The sequence below is a fragment of the Deltaproteobacteria bacterium genome (assembly GCA_016223005.1).
In the GTDB taxonomy this organism is placed as follows: Bacteria; Desulfobacterota; GWC2-55-46; order UBA9637; family GWC2-42-11; genus JACRPW01.
In genome coordinates, this window is record JACRPW010000085.1 from 1 (window position 1) to 15,888 (window position 15,888).

Annotated in this window: 17 protein-coding genes; 8 read left to right on the plus strand and 9 right to left on the minus strand. The window is 40.2% G+C overall.

All coding sequences use genetic code 11. The features are described 5' to 3' along the window. The coding region (locus HZC45_08880) for a hypothetical protein (protein ID MBI5683253.1) at positions 1-410 on the minus strand (410 nt) is incomplete at its 3' end. A 10-nt stretch (positions 411-420) separates the two neighbouring features. Further along, entirely contained in the window at positions 421-1,296 is an 876-nt protein-coding gene (locus tag HZC45_08885; GenBank protein ID MBI5683254.1) for a site-specific DNA-methyltransferase, read from the minus strand. A gap of 477 nt (positions 1,297-1,773) precedes the next feature. Between HZC45_08885 and HZC45_08890 the strand changes: the two genes are divergently transcribed. Next, a complete protein-coding gene (locus HZC45_08890) occupies positions 1,774-2,247 on the plus strand; it encodes a metallophosphoesterase (GenBank protein ID MBI5683255.1) in 474 nt (157 codons plus the stop codon). Positions 2,248-2,304: 57 nt separating this feature from the next. Here the strand turns inward: HZC45_08890 and HZC45_08895 are convergent, their stop codons facing one another. Further along, positions 2,305-2,799, minus strand: a complete 495-nt coding sequence (locus HZC45_08895; GenBank protein ID MBI5683256.1) for a nucleoside deaminase — start codon at positions 2,797-2,799, stop codon at positions 2,305-2,307. A gap of 2 nt (positions 2,800-2,801) precedes the next feature. Next, positions 2,802-3,983 (minus strand): MFS transporter, encoded by a 1,182-nt coding sequence (locus HZC45_08900; protein MBI5683257.1) that lies wholly within the window; start codon positions 3,981-3,983, stop codon positions 2,802-2,804. A gap of 177 nt (positions 3,984-4,160) precedes the next feature. On the opposite strand from HZC45_08900, the gene HZC45_08905 reads away from it, so the two are divergent. From HZC45_08905 to HZC45_08930, 6 genes are all read left to right on the plus strand, one after another. After that, entirely contained in the window at positions 4,161-4,760 is a 600-nt protein-coding gene (locus HZC45_08905) for a TetR/AcrR family transcriptional regulator (GenBank protein ID MBI5683258.1), read from the plus strand. Beyond that, positions 4,757-6,121, plus strand: a complete 1,365-nt coding sequence (locus HZC45_08910) for a TolC family protein (protein MBI5683259.1) — start codon at positions 4,757-4,759, stop codon at positions 6,119-6,121. The genes HZC45_08905 and HZC45_08910 overlap by 4 nt, the downstream gene beginning before the upstream one ends. 10 nt (positions 6,122-6,131) lie before the next feature. Beyond that, the gene (locus HZC45_08915; GenBank protein ID MBI5683260.1) at positions 6,132-7,304 is read left to right on the plus strand and encodes an efflux RND transporter periplasmic adaptor subunit; all 1,173 of its coding nucleotides are present in this window, start codon (positions 6,132-6,134) and stop codon (positions 7,302-7,304) included. Positions 7,305-7,409: 105 nt separating this feature from the next. Then, a complete protein-coding gene (locus tag HZC45_08920) occupies positions 7,410-10,466 on the plus strand; it encodes an efflux RND transporter permease subunit (protein ID MBI5683261.1) in 3,057 nt (1,018 codons plus the stop codon). Between the two features lie 188 nt (positions 10,467-10,654). After that, positions 10,655-10,864, plus strand: a complete 210-nt coding sequence (locus HZC45_08925; GenBank protein ID MBI5683262.1) for a type II toxin-antitoxin system Phd/YefM family antitoxin — start codon at positions 10,655-10,657, stop codon at positions 10,862-10,864. Next, positions 10,857-11,114: a type II toxin-antitoxin system RelE/ParE family toxin gene (locus HZC45_08930; GenBank protein ID MBI5683263.1), complete on the plus strand. Its 258-nt coding sequence runs from the start codon at positions 10,857-10,859 to the stop codon at positions 11,112-11,114. The genes HZC45_08925 and HZC45_08930 overlap by 8 nt, the downstream gene beginning before the upstream one ends. A gap of 59 nt (positions 11,115-11,173) precedes the next feature. Here HZC45_08930 and HZC45_08935 read toward each other — a convergent pair whose 3' ends face one another. From HZC45_08935 to ftsY, 5 genes are all read right to left on the minus strand, one after another. Then, a complete protein-coding gene (locus HZC45_08935; GenBank protein MBI5683264.1) occupies positions 11,174-11,437 on the minus strand; it encodes a hypothetical protein in 264 nt (87 codons plus the stop codon). Between the two features lie 132 nt (positions 11,438-11,569). Then, complete coding sequence (gene pgsA / locus HZC45_08940) at positions 11,570-12,124, minus strand: CDP-diacylglycerol--glycerol-3-phosphate 3-phosphatidyltransferase (protein MBI5683265.1); 555 nt, start codon at positions 12,122-12,124, stop codon at positions 11,570-11,572. After that, a complete protein-coding gene (locus HZC45_08945; GenBank protein MBI5683266.1) occupies positions 12,124-12,840 on the minus strand; it encodes an ABC transporter ATP-binding protein in 717 nt (238 codons plus the stop codon). Before HZC45_08945 ends, pgsA begins: the two co-directional genes overlap by 1 nt. Position 12,841: 1 nt before the next feature. Next, a complete protein-coding gene (locus HZC45_08950; protein ID MBI5683267.1) occupies positions 12,842-14,152 on the minus strand; it encodes an efflux RND transporter periplasmic adaptor subunit in 1,311 nt (436 codons plus the stop codon). Between the two features lie 28 nt (positions 14,153-14,180). Then, positions 14,181-15,092 (minus strand): signal recognition particle-docking protein FtsY, encoded by a 912-nt coding sequence (gene ftsY, locus HZC45_08955; GenBank protein MBI5683268.1) that lies wholly within the window; start codon positions 15,090-15,092, stop codon positions 14,181-14,183. Between the two features lie 106 nt (positions 15,093-15,198). On the opposite strand from ftsY, the gene HZC45_08960 reads away from it, so the two are divergent. After that, the coding region (locus HZC45_08960) for a signal transduction protein (GenBank protein ID MBI5683269.1) at positions 15,199-15,888 on the plus strand (690 nt) is incomplete at its 3' end.

A 15,888-nucleotide genomic window follows, 5' to 3' on the forward strand; every position in this document is an offset into this window, starting at 1 on the left:
TCGCTGTCTTGTCCGAAAAGAAAGTGATGTAGAATTCTCTGGTTGTTGGCAACGGAAAGAATATTGCTCTCGCTGGAATTGTATTGATTTAATAAACTGCGTTTGTATTGCCAGTCAATGTTTTTTTGTATTGGTTCAAAGTCGTGAAATACTTTATCAATGCCTTTGATAAACTTGTGCTTTCCGCTACCAATATGAATTATAGCGTAATCGTTTTTTACAAGAATGTCGGGAAATTTTGTTTTGTTGTCAAGTTTTGTAACATCAAACGGATTTCCAAAGCCAATTTTTTTGCAAACATCTTTCACCAAGTCATTATGAAAAACGAAATTGTTTTTGCGTTTGCAAATGGTAAAAAGTTTTTCAAGCACTTGGTCTTTTTTACTTTCTTTGGATGGTTTTTTAGCCATTGTAAAATTTTTAATTAGAACTTTTTTGAAAGCGTTTAATCGTCAAATCAATATATTCTTCACTTATATCAATCCCAATATATTTTCTATTACCAATAAACTTGCAAGCGATTCCAGTCGTTCCCCCACCATTGAAGGGGTCAAGCACAATGTCATTTTCTTTTGTGGAAGCAAGCACAATTCTTTTTAAGAGTGCAAGCGGTTTTTGTGTCGGATGTTTTCCAAATTCCTTTTCATCTTGTGTCGGTGTCGGGATTGACCAAACAGAACGCATTTGTTTGTCAGTCATTTTCAATTTGTCTTCTGGAAATTTTCCGTACTTCATTGATTCGTAATTGAAAGTGTTCCGTGTTTTTTTGTCTTTGCGTGCCCAAAGAAGTGTTTCGTGACTATGAGCGAAAGTAGTGCAAGCTAAATTCGGTGCTGCATTGGGTTTGAACCAAGCAATGTCATTAAGAATATGAAAATTTAATTTTTGCAGAAGAAAACCGCACTGATAAATACTGTGCTGTGTTCCAGTGATCCAAATTGTTCCTTCGGGCTTTAAAATTCTTTTACATTCTGAAATCCAAGTTTCGTGAAATTCTAAATCCGCTTCAAATCCTTTGCTCTTGTCCCATTTCCCTTTATTCACACTCACCATTTTCCCAGCATGGCAAGTCACACCGCCATTTGATAAATTATAAGGCGGGTCAGCGAAAATCATATTCACATAATTATCTGGAAATTTTAACATTACCTTTAAACAATTTTCAGTGTAGAGACAAAAATCATTCGTTTTAAAAACAGGTTTTATACTTTCTTGCGTTCCGTTTTTTGTAATGTATTTTACCAAATCATCAAACACCGAACTTGGTTCAATTGTTTTTACTGTATATTTTTTCATTTTTACTTTGCGTCCTTTCCGAAAATTTACAAATAGATAATACTATGATAAAAAAACTGTATCAATATAAAAATTAACCTGCCGATTTATCAGTGTATTTAAAAGTGGAAATACAGGTAAAGGGAGAAAAAGGGGACAGGCGAAAAAGCGGCGAAAAAGAAGAGGAAAAAGAGAATCATTCATTCTTGCTATGATGAGGAGGTGCCTTTTATATGATTATCAGATTTATTTTTGCCTAACAAATAAATTCAGCGGACGGCAAAAGACGCCACCGCTGATTTAGGTCCTTATGCCCCAACCAAGGGAGAGGACAAGATAAAGGGGACACCAATTAAAAGGCACCCTGTAAAGAGAAAAACCCTGGAGTTTCCTGGCTTTTTAGCCGAAGTTTAAGCGTAGTTGAAAATCTTCTCCGCTATTTGGTTTTATTTTTATGGCTGTCTTATCAGGAAAAAGCATGTTATATATGTCATCGAGATGAAGATAGGTCTTATATCAGATACTCATGACAATATGACCGCCATAAAAAAGGCAGTTGCATATTTTAACAAAGAAAGGGTAGATGCAGTAATCCATGCGGGCGATTTTGTTGCACCATTTGCAGCAGATGAGTTTAATAAACTGAACTGCCCGTTTATTGGAGTCTTTGGCAACAATGATGGCGAGGTCAAAGGACTTACCAATACCTTGAAAGGAAGAATCTATAAGCCTCCAAAGGAGATTATTCTCGGCGGTAAAAAGATTATAATTGTCCATGACATAAAGATTCTGCCAAAAAATATAGACGCTGATATTGTTGTGTATGGACATCTTCATAAACAAAAAAGCGAAATGATTGGCAAAACACTTTACATAAATCCTGGTGAGGCATGCGGCTGGCTTACAGGTTCAGGCACAATATCTCTACTTGACACAGATACAATGGAAGTAACGGATATCACCGCGCTCTAATCCAAAAAATAAGGCAAGAATAGCAAGACTGGGGTTTTAATTCCTAATTCGTAATTCCTAATTCGTAATTGTCTTTCCGTGTCCCGCCTTTCTCGCTTTTCTCTCATTTCTCAACTCCCTAAAAAATGCCCGCATGATATTTCTACACTCTTTTTCCATTACCCCTGATATAACCTCTATCCTGTGGTTTAATCTTCCGTCTTTAGAAATATCATAAATAGAACCGCATGCCCCTGCCTTTTTATCATAAGCGCCAAATACGAGTTTATTTACCCTTGCCAGCACCAATGCACCAATGCACATAAGACAGGGCTCTACTGTTGCATAAACAGTAACACCTGTAAGGCGCCATGCACCAAGTTTCCTTGAAGCCTTTTTTATGGCTATAATCTCAGCATGGAGTGTAGGGTCATTTTTTGTTTCCCTCAGATTATGCCCCTTTGCAATAACCTTGTTGTTATGCACAACAACACACCCTATAGGCACCTCTTCCTTTTTCTTTGCCTTTTCTGCCTCCTTTAAGGCAAGGGACATGAACTTATTGTGTTCCATATCTAGTTGCCTTTCTTCAAAAGACTTGTTGTAAAAAATGCGGTTAATATAAAAGACAGAGAGATAGCAGTTGCTGTTCCCGCCCCAAAATAGTTCATAATTACGGGACCAAGAAACGGTGCAGTAGCGCCACGTACCCCGCCGAAAACAACATGGACTGCCATGTATCTGGGGGTCTCTTTATGATGGGACATCCTTGTTATTACAATATATCCTATGAGTTCTATGGCAGCAAATGTGATACCTGCAATACATTGTGCAATTGCCAGAAACCAGATGTTGTATGTTAGAAGGTATATAAGCGGTATGAATGATGCCACAGCAAAAAAAAGTTTTAGGCAGTTGGATAAACTATGCCTGTCAAGAAACCTTCCCCAGAAAAAGAAGCCGGCAAGCCACATCCCTGAATACAATGCGCCAAACACCCCAGCAGTAATATTTGAGATATGCACTTTATCAACGAGTATGAGGGGATATAACGGCAGCCATAAAAGGAACCCAAATTCAAAGATGGAATAGATGATAATAAATTTCAGAAACCCCCTGTTTTTTAATGGCGCTGTCAGGTGTGAAATAGTTGCGAGCCTTTCCTTTTGCCTTTTCTCAAGCCTTACCTTTATCCTTCCGAATTCAAGTGCTGATAGTATGCCAAAGACAGCAGCAGCAGGGAAAATATATCTGTAATTGTATGTGGACTTCTCCAGTATCAATCCTGCGGCAATTGAGGATAGTATCCAAAAGGATGCGCTGCCTACCCGCACATAGCCCATGAGCCCGCCCCTTTCTTTATCAGGATAGTTTGTCTTCATAACAGAGGCATATGATGGGAATGGGATGGCTGTTATTACCATGAAGACAAATATTAGCAGTGTGTAGGGAAACGGGGTTGTGATAAAAAACATGGCGAAAAACACACCCCTGCCAACGACATTGGGCCATACCACATACCACACCCTGCCCTTGCCGAGTATATCCGCTGTCCAGAAAACTGCAAAGGCAGTTGCAATATATGGTGCGGCTGTGAGGAGAGAAATCTGTAATTCTGTTGCACCAATCTTCCTTCCGATTATTGCTATGAAGGGCAGAACACAGCCGCCAAATATGCCAAAAAGGGCTGCTGCCTTTATGTCATAATAAAATGTATGTCTGACCCGCAGTGGAAGTGCTTTTATCCTATTAAGCATATGCTGATACTATATATTATTTGGAAAATTAAGACAAAAAGTAATTGTAAACCTTGTTATCTGAATTTTGACATATAAAACCTTGACACACTTTTTTTCATATTATATAGTAAGCACTCACTTACTTATAACGCATTGTCTGAGATTATTTTTATGACTCCCGGAAAGATAAAGAGAATGACAAAAAAAGAAAGAATGCCCCTTATTGCAAATGCGGCAAGAGACCTGTTTGCCCAGAAGGGATTTAAAGGGACTACAACAAGGGAGATAGCAAGAAAGGCGGGCGTAAGTGAGGCTATTATATTTAAGTATTTTTCAAAAAAGGATGCCCTCTATTCTGCAATTATTGATTCAAGGTGTAATGACACAACAGGGCAGTCACGGCTCATGAAGGCACTTGAAGGAAAGAGCGGGAGAAATATATTTCGTGAGGTGGCAAGGTTTTTGATAACAGAAAATCAAAAAGACCCTTCTTTCTTAAGGCTGATACTGTTCAGTGCATTAGAGGGGCATGACCTTCTGGACATCTTTATGAAGACTAAAGGAATGGAATTTATAAGTTTTCTTGCAGGGCATATAAAATCGCTTACTGATACAGAGGCGGCAAAAGATATTGAACCGATTGTTGCTGCAAGGGCATTTATGGGCATGGTGCTTTATTACAGTATTTCCCAAGAGGTTTATGGACTCAAAAGATACTTTAAGATGCCGAATAAGAAGGTCATAGATACATTTATAGATATATTTTTTGAAGGCATTGAAAGGAGGCAGGCATGATAAAAAGTCAAAAGTCAAAAGTCAAAAGTCAAAAGTTTTTATTATTTTTACTGCTCACTGTTTACTGTTCACTGCTCACCCTTTCTCTTGCCTTTGCTGAAGAGAGGGTTATTACAATGCAGGAGGCTTATGATCTTGCCTTGACAACCCATGAATCAATAAAACTTGCTCAGGAGGACCTCCATCAGGCATATACGGGATTTGACAAAACACTTTCCAATATCCTGCCCACTGTAACAGCAGAGGCAGCGCACACCCAATATTCAAAAGACAAAACCTCTAATACCTCCACTATCCAGCCAGAAAATAGTTCAACACTTAGTCTAAAACTTTCTCAGCCGCTGTATTCAGGCGGCAAAGATAAAAGTGTAAGGAAACAGGCACGGAATAAGATAGGTTCTTTCAGAGAGGGGCTTGATCTTGCAAAAGAAGATATTGTGTACAATGTATCAGTGGCATACTACAATTTATTGAAGGCTGAAAGGGATATGGACATAAAAGAATCTGCACTTAAAAGGGCAGAGGAACAGACAAGGGTGGCAAAGGCAAGGTTTAAGGCAGGTGAGGTTGCGAAGGCAATTGTTTTAAGGGCGGAGGCAGAGGCGGCGGGCGCGGGTGCAGAACTTGCAAGGTCAAAGGCTGGACTTGATATTGCAAATACCCGACTTGCACGGCTGATAGGGATTGATGGCAATTTTAAGGTTACACCGCCTGCACCTCTGTCAGCGCCAAAAGATATTGAAAAACTCATTTTAACTGCCTTTGATAAAAGGAAGGATTATATTCGGATATCAATTGATGAGGAGATTGCAAAGGAAGGGGTTGCATATGCAAAGGGGAATTTCATGCCCAGTTTGAAGTTTGATGGAACATATTCCAGAAAAGACCAGGAACCTTCATCATCGTCTCTTAACAGAGAAAGCATATACGGTACTATCACCCTTACATTCCCATTTTTTGAGGGCTGGCTCAGAACATCAGAGATGAAGGAGGCAAAGAGCAAGGTGCGGCAGGCTGAACTCAAGAGACTGAATATGAAAAGGGATATTGAAAAAGATATTAGAGAGGCATTTTATAATGTTGACGCTGTTGCCTCTACAATCCCTCCCCTTGAAAAACAGGTTTTGTATGCAGAGGAAAATTATAAACTCGTTTTTAAGCAGTTTAAATATGGACTTGCAACAAATGCGGATGTGGTGGATGCAAATTCAACACTTATATCCGCACAAAAAGGGCTTTCCAATGCTGTATACGATCTGCAACTCGCTATTATTGAACTGCAAAAAAAGTCAGGGGTTTTGATGGAGGAAGTGGAAAATCAACTGTCTGTTTTAAGTTACAACAAGTTACCAGACAAATAGGAAAGGGCTTATGGATAAAATTATAAATAAAAAGATTAAACTGCTTATTGTTCATTGCTCATTGCTCATTTTGCTCACGCTCTTTTTTCAATCCTGTTCCTCTGACAAAAAACCTGCAGAAAAAGAAAAACCTCAAAAACCTTTAACAGCCCATATTGACGGTAAGGCAATAAAGATTAAAACTGCAAATGTTGAGGCAAGGACTATAGAAAGAATGGTTGAGATTACAGGCACACTCGCAGCATGGGAAGAGGTAACTGTCAGCAGTGAAGTGTCTGGAACAATACAGGGTGTCTTTGCAGATTTAGGAGATGCGGTTAAACAAGGGCAGGTTGTATTAACTTTTGACTTAAGAGAGCCTGCAGCAAACCTCAAGGCAGCAGAAGAAAACTTAAAGACAAATGAAAAAAATTATGAAAGGGTTCTGGCACTTAGAAATGATGCCCATACAAATCTTAAAAGATATGAAGGGCTTTTTGCAGAAGATGTTATATCAAAAAAAGATATGGATGCGGCATTAACCCAGTATTATGTGCAGGAGGCTTCCCTTAAGCAGGCAGAGTCCATGATAAATCAGGCAAAGGCACAGGTTATTATTGCAAAAAAACATTTGGCTGATACAGAAATCCTTTCGCCTATTTCAGGTGAAGTTAAAAAAAGGTTTGTGTCAGCAGGCGAAACTATACAGGCAAAAACCCCTTTGTTTATTATTGTAAAAAACGACCCCTTAAAATTAAAGACACAGGTTTCTGAACAGTTTGTTGGGGAGATAAAAGTCGGACAGGGTGTAAGGGTAGCAGTAGATGCATTCCCTGAAAGAGTATTCACAGGAAATGTTACGAGAATAAGCCCTGCTGTTGATGAAAAGACAAGGGCAATGGATATAGAGGTAAGGATTCCAAATCCAAAACGGCTCTTAAAATCAGGGCTATTTGCCAAGGGTAATATTCTTACGAAAAGAGAAAGCAATGTTCCCTTTGTCCCTGAAGGCGCTGTTTATTCATTTGTAGGTATAAATAAGGTGTATGTGGTGAAGGATGGCAAGGTTCAGGACAGACCTGTAAAAACAGGGGTTCGGGAAAATGGGTTTGTAGAGCTCATTGAAGGCGTAAAGCCCGGCGAAATAGTTGCAGCCAGCAGCCTTGACCAGTTGTTTGAAGGCGCGAAGGTAGAAGTGAAATAAATATTAAAAATCAAAATGCAAAATGCAAAATGCAAAATCAAAATGTAAAAATGAATTACATCAATTTTAATTTTTGATATTTAATTTTTGATATTTCTTTAATCTATGTCCCTCTACGAAATATGTGTCCGAAGGCCTGTGTTTGCCACAATGCTTGTTATGTCATTTGTGGTGCTGGGTATATTTTCCTTCAGGGAATTGGGCGTTGACCTGTTCCCTAAGGTTGACCTTCCAACCATTACCATTACGACAAAACTTGAGGGCGCAAGTCCTGAAGAGATAGAAGACCAGATTACAAAGAGGATAGAAGAGGTTGTAAACACAATAAACGGCATTGATGAACTCCGCTCAACCACCATTGAAGGACAGTCTCAGGTCTTTGCCACATTCATCCTTGATAAAGACATAAATGTTGCTGCAAATGAGGTAAGGGAAAAGGTTTCAGGCATTGTCTCCAGATTCCCTTTAGGCACAGATGCGCCTATTATAGAAAAATTTGACCCTGATGCCTCTCCTGTTATGGCAATTGCTGTGTCAGGCGCCCGCTCTGCAAGGGAAATCACAGAACTCGCAGAGAAGAAACTCAAAAGACAGTTGGAGATCGTAAAGGATGTAGGGGCTATCTCACTTGTCGGCGATAGGAAAAGGGAAATCCAAATCTTTATAAATCCTGACAGACTTTCCGCATACAACCTCTCAATCCAAAAAGTAAAGGACGCTGTAAAAAAACAGAATGTGGAAATCCCCGGCGGCAAGATCACATGGGAGACGCGGGAACAAGGCATCAGGACACTGGGAAGGCTGAATGATATTGAAGACTTCAACAACCTGATAGTCGCTGACTATAAAGGAAATCCGGTGAAGATTAGGGACATTGGCTCTGCAGTTGATGGAGAGGAAGAACCAAGAACGCTCTCCCGTCTTGACGGCAATAATGCGGTCTCCCTCCTTATTAGAAAGCAGTCAGGCACAAACACTGTTCAGGTAACTGACAGAATCAAGGAGAAACTCAAATCCATTAAAAAAGACCTGCCTCCGGACATAAAGACTGAAATCGTAAAAGACCAGTCAAAGTTTATAAAAAAATCTGTGTCTCAGGTTGAAGAGCATCTGCTCCTTGGCGCTGTGTTTGCCTCCCTCATTGTCCTTTTTTTCATAAGGAATTTAAAGACTGCCTTTATTGCAAGCATTGCCATACCCACATCTATCATCTCCACATTTTTTGCCATGCGCTACATGGGTTTTACACTAAACAATATGACGCTCCTTGCCCTTTCTGTATGCACTGGCATTGTCATAGATGACGCAATCATTGTCCTTGAAAACATATTCAGACATATAGAAGAAGAAGGCAGAGACCCGTTTGAGGCAGCAATAAAAGGCACAAAGGAGATTGCCCTTGCTGTTATGGCAACAACCCTTTCGCTTGTTGTCATATTCCTCCCTGTTGCATTTATGGGAGGGACTGTCGGCAGGTTTTGGAAGAGTTTCGGCATAACCGCCACATTCGCCATAGGCATATCACTCCTTGTATCTTTTACGCTTACGCCAATGCTGTCTTCAAAATTATTAAAGCCAAAGAAAAGAGAAAAGGCAGGGTCAAAAAAATCTTTATTCTACAGCCTCATTGAGAGCGGTTATATGCGGCTGCTTAAGTTGTGTCTGAAACACAAATTCATAACAATCCTCATTGCTGTCGGCATCTTATTGTCAACAATTGCGATAGGAAAGGCATTAAAGTCTGAATTTATTGTTGATGATGACATGAGCGAGTTTGATGTAATCGTTGAAACACCGCCGGGCTCATCATTGAAAAGCAGCGCTCAAGTTTTAAACGAGATAGAGACAGAAATCAGAAAAAGCCCTGAAGTAGTCCACACATTTATAAACATCGGCGTCAGGGGACAGTATATCTCAAATGTTACAGACGCCTCTGTCTATGTTGGACTAAAGCACATGTCTGAAAGGAAGCGGAGCCAAAAGGAAATCATGCAGGATGTGAGAAACAGACTAAAGAGATTTAACTTGAGGATTAGCATTCAAAACATAAACCTTGTATCAGGAGGCGGCTTCAGGCAAACGCCCTTCAACCTTGTAATAAGGGGTCCTGAACTTGACAAACTTGATTACTATTCAAAGACCCTCATAAAAAAACTGTCAAATATGCCCGGTTTTGTTGACACAGACACAGGGCAAGCGCTCCGTCATCCTGAGATTCAGGTCAGCATAGACAGGGAAAAGGCTTCTGATTTGGGTGTAAATGTTGAAAGTGTTGCAAGCACCCTGCGGACAATGGTTGGCGGTGAAAAGGTTGGACTATTCCGTGAGGCTGGGGAGCAGTATAATATAAGACTTAGGTTGATAGAGGACTATAGAAAATCTGCAAACCAGATACCAAACCTTACAGTGCCTGATTCAAGCGGCGGTCTTGTTAAATTAAACAACATAGCCCGCATGGAATATGGCACAAGTCCTGCACAGATTGACAGGTTTGCACAGGAAAGGCAAATCAGCGTGGTATCAAACCTCTTTAACAAACCCCTTGGCGAGGCAGTAAGTGACGCAAATAAGTCCCTGAAAGAAATCAACCTTGCGCCGGGATACGCAGCATCATTCATAGGCAGAGGGAAACTCATGCAGGAGGCATTCTACAATTTTATGCTCGCATTTTTAATGAGCCTTGTATTTATATATATTGTCCTTGCTGCACAGTTTGAAAGTTTCAGCCATCCTGTTACAATAATGACTTCTATATTCCTGAGCATACCTTTCGGACTATTAAGTCTATACTTATTTGGCGGCACGCTTAATATATACAGCGTTATGGGGCTTTTCGTTTTAATCGGCGTTGTAAAAAAGAATGCCATACTTCAGGTGGATTATACAAACACACTGAGGGCACGGGGGATGTCAAGATATGATGCGCAGATAGAGGCAAATCAGGTAAGGCTTCGTCCGATTTTAATGACAACCCTTGCAATCATTGCAGGCATGCTCCCTGTTGCTATGGGAAGGGGAGACGGCTCTGCATCAAGGGCGTCTATGGCAATTGCTGTTGTGGGAGGACAGGCATTCTGCCTTTTGATTACACTTTTAATTACACCTGTGGTTTATGCGTTTTTTGATGATGTAAAAGAGTTTGTGAAAAGATTGAGAAAATAGTTCACGCTGAAAAACGCCTATCTGTTTATTCTAAAATATTTTCCCTGTCAATACAAAGTGAAAATGTCATCCCCTTTTTGCTCTTTTTGCTTGCGCAGACAGGCGGGCTGTGGCGAGGTGAAGTAAAAATAATTGACATATTATCTATGATAGATGTATCCTTTTTATAGAAAAAGGAGGCTGTGAATATGAAGGCTACTCTTAAGAAAAGACTTCCTGAAATTGTTTTGAAGAACGGCAAACCCTCGGCAGTTATTTTGAACATAAATGTCTATCAGGAGATGCTGGAGCAGATTGAAGATGTGGAAGATTTAAAGATGCTTGCAGATATGAGAAAAAGACCTCTTAAGTTCAGAAGCCTTGACGATTTCGTGAAGGGGCATAACCCTCGTGTATGAGGTTTATCTTGAGAGGTCTGCCGAGCGTGACCTGAAAAGACTTTCCGCAGAAGATTACCGCCGCATCATCCCGCATATCAAAGCCTTGAGCAATAATCCAAGACCTTTGGGCTGCCGTAAGATCACTGGTTCAGAAAGTGATTGGCGTATCAGGGTTGGAAACCATAGGGTTATCTATGAGATTGACGAAAAGGCAAAACTGATAAAGGTGATGAAAATCAGACACAGGCGTGAAGTGTATCGCAAGTAAAAATACTGTCTGCCTGTGCGTTGCACGCAGACAGGCGGGCTGTGGCGAGGTGAAAAGAGCTATTTTATAGAATACTCCTTCTTAACTTTTTGTATAATCTCTTCCAATAATGCAGGTCTCAAGAAAAGCGTTGTCTCGTTTGGGATTTTACGAAGCAACTCTACAACTTCTTTTGCTGTTCTCCTCTTTTTGCGAATTGTCCTTAAGATGATGCCGATAGTTCCATGCACCCTATACCCGAGTTCCTCGCCTGCCAGACGTGCTGCGGCATCATCTGGGAAGGAAAAGGTTGTTTGAGGAAATAGGGGCGAGGCTTGATAAATTGTCAAAATAAAAGATTTGACCCCTTTCCGAACGACCCCTTTCCGAACCCGACACACCTTTCACAGAAGATAATAATTGCTGCAAAGGCAGGGGAAGAAAAGGAATAGATACAATCTATACTCTATCAGGGTTCACGATACACTTACTATCTTTAAAAACCCTACAAAATAATCAACCCCTGACCATAATGTGAAAATAAGGGCAGGGTATAAGAGAATTATCCCGATACTATGGAAATCAATTCCCAAAAACGGGTAATGGATTAGAAGAGGGATTGCTGCTGCAATCTGGAATGCTGTCTTGTATTTACCAAGATTACTGGCTGATATAACAATCCCTTCCTTTGAAATAACTGCCCGAAGCCCTGTAACAGCGATCTCCCTTCCCACAATAAGGCTTACCATCCATGCAGATACCCTGTCCGCAGGTATGAGCATTATCAGCACAGTCATTATAAGTAGTTTATCCGCAAGCGGGTCTAAAAATTTACCAAGCGATGTTGTTATATTCATCCGCCTTGCAAGATAGCCGTCAAGCCAGTCTGTAAGGGCTGCGAGGCTGAATATAGCAGCGGCCAGCAGGCTGTAGTATTGGGTTGGATTGAGAAGTATGACTATGAGCAGCGGCGCAGAAACGATTCTTGAAAGGGAAAGGACATTGGGGATATTCCATATATTTTTTGTCATTATTTAGTTGTAGGGCTAAAGCCCTTCCCTGTGGTCTTTTCATCCCTGACAATAAGCCCATCTTTAAAAAGAACCTGCCTCTTTGCATAGTCGGCAATATCGTGTTCATGTGTAACCATAATAATTGTTATGTCATTTTCCTGATTTAATCTTTGGAAGATGCCCATAATTTCAATGCTTGTTTGAGAGTCCAGATTGCCTGTTGGCTCATCAGCAAGTATTAGAGATGGATTATTTACAAGCGCCCTTGCTATTGCAACCCGCTGCTGCTGTCCGCCTGACAACTGATTTGGCATACGGTGTTCCATACCAGTAAGCCCCACATCCTTCATTGACTCTAAAGCCTTTTCCCTGTCCTTCCGTGATACAGAGGCAGTATATTTTAATGGAAGTATGACATTCTCAAGGGCAGTTACCCTTGCAAGGAGGTTAAAACTCTGGAAGACAAAACCTATCTTTTTATTGCGGATTTCTGCCTGTGCATCCCTTGTGAGTTTGCTTACATCCTGACCATCCAGAAAATAAAACCCATTTGCAGCCGTATCAAGACATCCGATTATGTTCATAAAGGTTGATTTCCCTGAACCAGATGGCCCCATCACAGCAGCAAACTCACCTCTTTCTATTTGTAAACTTACACCTTTTAAGGCAGGAAAACCACAATCACCTGTACGGTATATCTTGACAAGGTCTTTAACCTCTATGAATGCCGACATATTATCTCAATGACCTTGGAATGCCCTGTGAACTTGATTTGTTGACAGCGGTTTTTTTGTCTGTATATTCTAAAACCACAGCACTTCCCTCTTTTATATCACCATCTGTTATCTCAGTGTGCGTACCATTACTAATGCCTGTCTTTACTGAAACAGGTATTACTTGACTGCCTTTTAGTACCCATATCTTTTTACCCTTTGTATGCGGCTCTTTCTGAACCTTTTCTATATCTTTATCCTTTGGTTTAAATCGTAAGGCAGCATTAGCCACCATCAGGACACCTTCTTTTTTTGCCACAAGTAGAGATACATTTGCTGTCATACCTGGTTTTAATTTAAGTTCCCTGTTATCAACCTCTATTACGCTGTCATATGTAACAACATTTTGTATTATCTGCGGTGCATTCCTTATCTGAGACACCTTGCCTTTGAATGTATATTCAGGATATGCGTCAACTGTAAATATAGCCTCCTGTCCCCAAAATACCATACCTATATCCGATTCATTAACATTTGTATTTACCTGCATCTTTGTTAAGTCCTTTGCAATTGTAAAAAGTGTTGGGGTCTGAAAAGAAGATGCCACAGTCTGTCCCACATCAACATTGCGGGAGATTACAATGCCATTGACAGGTGAGATAATCCTTGTGTGCTGGAGGTCAAAACTGACAGCATCAAGGACTGCCTGATTTTGTTTTACCTGCGCAGCAGATGTCTTATGCTGCGCCTCAGCAGAACTTAACTGTGCAAGATTGGACTGATAGATTGACTGCAAACTTAACAACTGTGCAGATAAAGAATCGTAATTATAAAGGGCATTGTCCATATCCTTCTGGCTTACAAGTTCCTCATCCCACAGTTTTTTAGTCCTGTCCAGATTACGTTTTGCATCCTCTACAGCAAGTTTTGCCTTGTCCATATCTGACCTGGAAGCCATAAGTTTTGCCTTTATGTTTTCTATATTTGCCTTTGCATTTTCTACGCCTGCCTTACTGGATTCAAGGTTTGCCTCTGCCTGCCTTACCTTTGCAACAAATGGCACATCATCTATAAGCGCTATCACCTGCCCCTTTTTAACAATGGAATTAAAATCAGCATATATCTCCTTTATTGTGCCTGAAACCTGAGTTCCAATCAGAACAGTTGTAACAGCATTCAATGTCCCTGATGCTGATATGCTTGATTGTATATCACCCCTTTCAACCCTTGCAGTCTTATATTTTATATCTTGAGCCTTTTTACTGAATATAAAATACCATCCTAAAATTAAAATCAAAACAATTGCCAACAATATTATAATCTTTTTTATCATACGCCCTTAGCCCTTAGCCCTTTATTTATCATATCAATGCCTCCACAAACCCTTCTGCGCTGAACTCCTGAAGGTCTTCTGCATCTTCACCAACACCTATATAGCGGATTGGTATCTTTAGTTCATCTGCAATAGCAACAACAATACCCCCTTTTGCAGTGCCGTCAAGTTTTGTAAGCACAATGCCGGTTACGCCAATTGTCTCATTAAAGAGCCTTGCCTGACTCAGTGCATTCTGCCCTGTAGATGCGTCCAAAACAAGAAGGATTTCATGGTGTGCAGAAGGCATTTCTCTATTTATAACCCTCTTTATCTTTTTTAACTCTTCCATCAGATTTGTCTTTGTATGGAGTCTTCCTTCAGTATCAAGTATTAAAACATCCACACCCCTTGCATTACTGGCCTTCATTGCATCAAATGCAACTGCAGCAGGGTCGCTGCCGTGAACATGTTTTATTATCTCACACCCCACCCTTTTTGCCCATACATCTAACTGCTCTACAGCTGCTGCCCTGAATGTATCACCTGCTGCAAGCATAACCTTTTTGCCGTCCTTCTTGAACCTTTTAGCAAGTTTTCCGATAGTTGTTGTCTTGCCAACACCGTTTATACCCACCATCATAATTACAAAAGGTTTGTGTTCAAATGCCTTGACTACAGCATTACTACACATCCGAGACCCTTTAAAAATATCTAACACTACCTCTTTTAGATAACATTTAAACTCTTCAATATCCGTTGTTTTAGGTTTATCTTTCAATTTTTCAAGGATTTTTAAAGAGGTGTTCACCCCTACATCAGAACTTACAAGGATCTCTTCCAGTGCATCTGAAAATTCCTGCCTTGATGCGGTATTTAAAAATATCCCTTTGAGTTTATCAGTAAAACTATTATGGGTCTTTGCCAGTCCTTGTTTAAGTCTATTAAATATATTTTTCATATACCATCAAATAACATAAAAAATGGCTCTTAATAAAGAGATATTTTTAAAAACTTGCTCAAAAAACTGCTTGACTGCGCTATTAAGAAAGTTATAATCTTTGTCCATGCCTAACCGTATCATAAATTCCATCTGTTCTAAAAGCCAAATCAGTTTTACTAAACTCACCGCATATATTGCCCTAATCATCGTTGCCGCATCAATCGCTGTCATTTTTATTGGCGCAGGAATCATAAGAGACAAGGCGATTCATGACTTGGCAAGACAAGAGGCAAAACAGACAAGCCAGTTTGTATTTCAATCCCTTTATTCCGCAATGAGCAAGGGGTGGACAAAGGATGAGATTAAAGACATAGTAAAAAGGTTGAACAGTGTTCAGCCAAACATGGAGATAATTGTAGTAAGGGGTGAGCCTGTTATCAGGCAGTTTGGCGAGATACCGGGTGAAAAAGAGCTCATGGAAAAGGACCCCATGTTAATGAAGGCATTAAAAGGCGAAGATATACTGCTGAAAAACGACATATTACTTAAATACTATTACCCTGTTATTGTGCAGAAGGAGTGCCTTAAATGTCATAATAAAGCAAAAGAAGGGGATATAAATGGTGTAATCAAGGTTACTTATCCCATACAGAACCTGAAGGTCTCACTTGATTTTCTTATAAATGCAGGGGTTATATCATTTGTAGTCTTTATGATAGTAACCCTTTCCCTTTTCTATCTTGCTGTCAAAAGGTTTCTAATAAGCCCGATACTGAATCTGGTAAATGTTATAAGCGGGATTGCTACAGAGGCA

Excerpts from the sequence above, each read along its gene's own strand:
- HZC45_08885 (MBI5683254.1), bottom strand. The coding sequence starts at position 1,296 with ATGAAAAAATATACAGTAAAAACAATTGAACCAAGTTCGGTGTTTGAT.
- HZC45_08890 (MBI5683255.1), top strand. The coding sequence starts at position 1,774 with ATGAAGATAGGTCTTATATCAGATACTCATGACAATATGACCGCCATA.
- HZC45_08925 (MBI5683262.1), top strand. The coding sequence starts at position 10,655 with ATGAAGGCTACTCTTAAGAAAAGACTTCCTGAAATTGTTTTGAAGAAC.
- HZC45_08950 (MBI5683267.1), bottom strand. The coding sequence starts at position 14,152 with ATGATAAAAAAGATTATAATATTGTTGGCAATTGTTTTGATTTTAATT.
- HZC45_08915 (MBI5683260.1), top strand. The coding sequence starts at position 6,132 with ATGGATAAAATTATAAATAAAAAGATTAAACTGCTTATTGTTCATTGC.
- HZC45_08905 (MBI5683258.1), top strand. The coding sequence starts at position 4,161 with ATGACAAAAAAAGAAAGAATGCCCCTTATTGCAAATGCGGCAAGAGAC.
- HZC45_08920 (MBI5683261.1), top strand. The coding sequence starts at position 7,410 with ATGTCCCTCTACGAAATATGTGTCCGAAGGCCTGTGTTTGCCACAATG.
- pgsA (MBI5683265.1), bottom strand. The coding sequence starts at position 12,124 with ATGACAAAAAATATATGGAATATCCCCAATGTCCTTTCCCTTTCAAGA.
- HZC45_08900 (MBI5683257.1), bottom strand. The coding sequence starts at position 3,983 with ATGCTTAATAGGATAAAAGCACTTCCACTGCGGGTCAGACATACATTT.
- HZC45_08945 (MBI5683266.1), bottom strand. The coding sequence starts at position 12,840 with ATGTCGGCATTCATAGAGGTTAAAGACCTTGTCAAGATATACCGTACA.
- HZC45_08895 (MBI5683256.1), bottom strand. The coding sequence starts at position 2,799 with ATGGAACACAATAAGTTCATGTCCCTTGCCTTAAAGGAGGCAGAAAAG.
- ftsY (MBI5683268.1), bottom strand. The coding sequence starts at position 15,092 with ATGAAAAATATATTTAATAGACTTAAACAAGGACTGGCAAAGACCCAT.
- HZC45_08910 (MBI5683259.1), top strand. The coding sequence starts at position 4,757 with ATGATAAAAAGTCAAAAGTCAAAAGTCAAAAGTCAAAAGTTTTTATTA.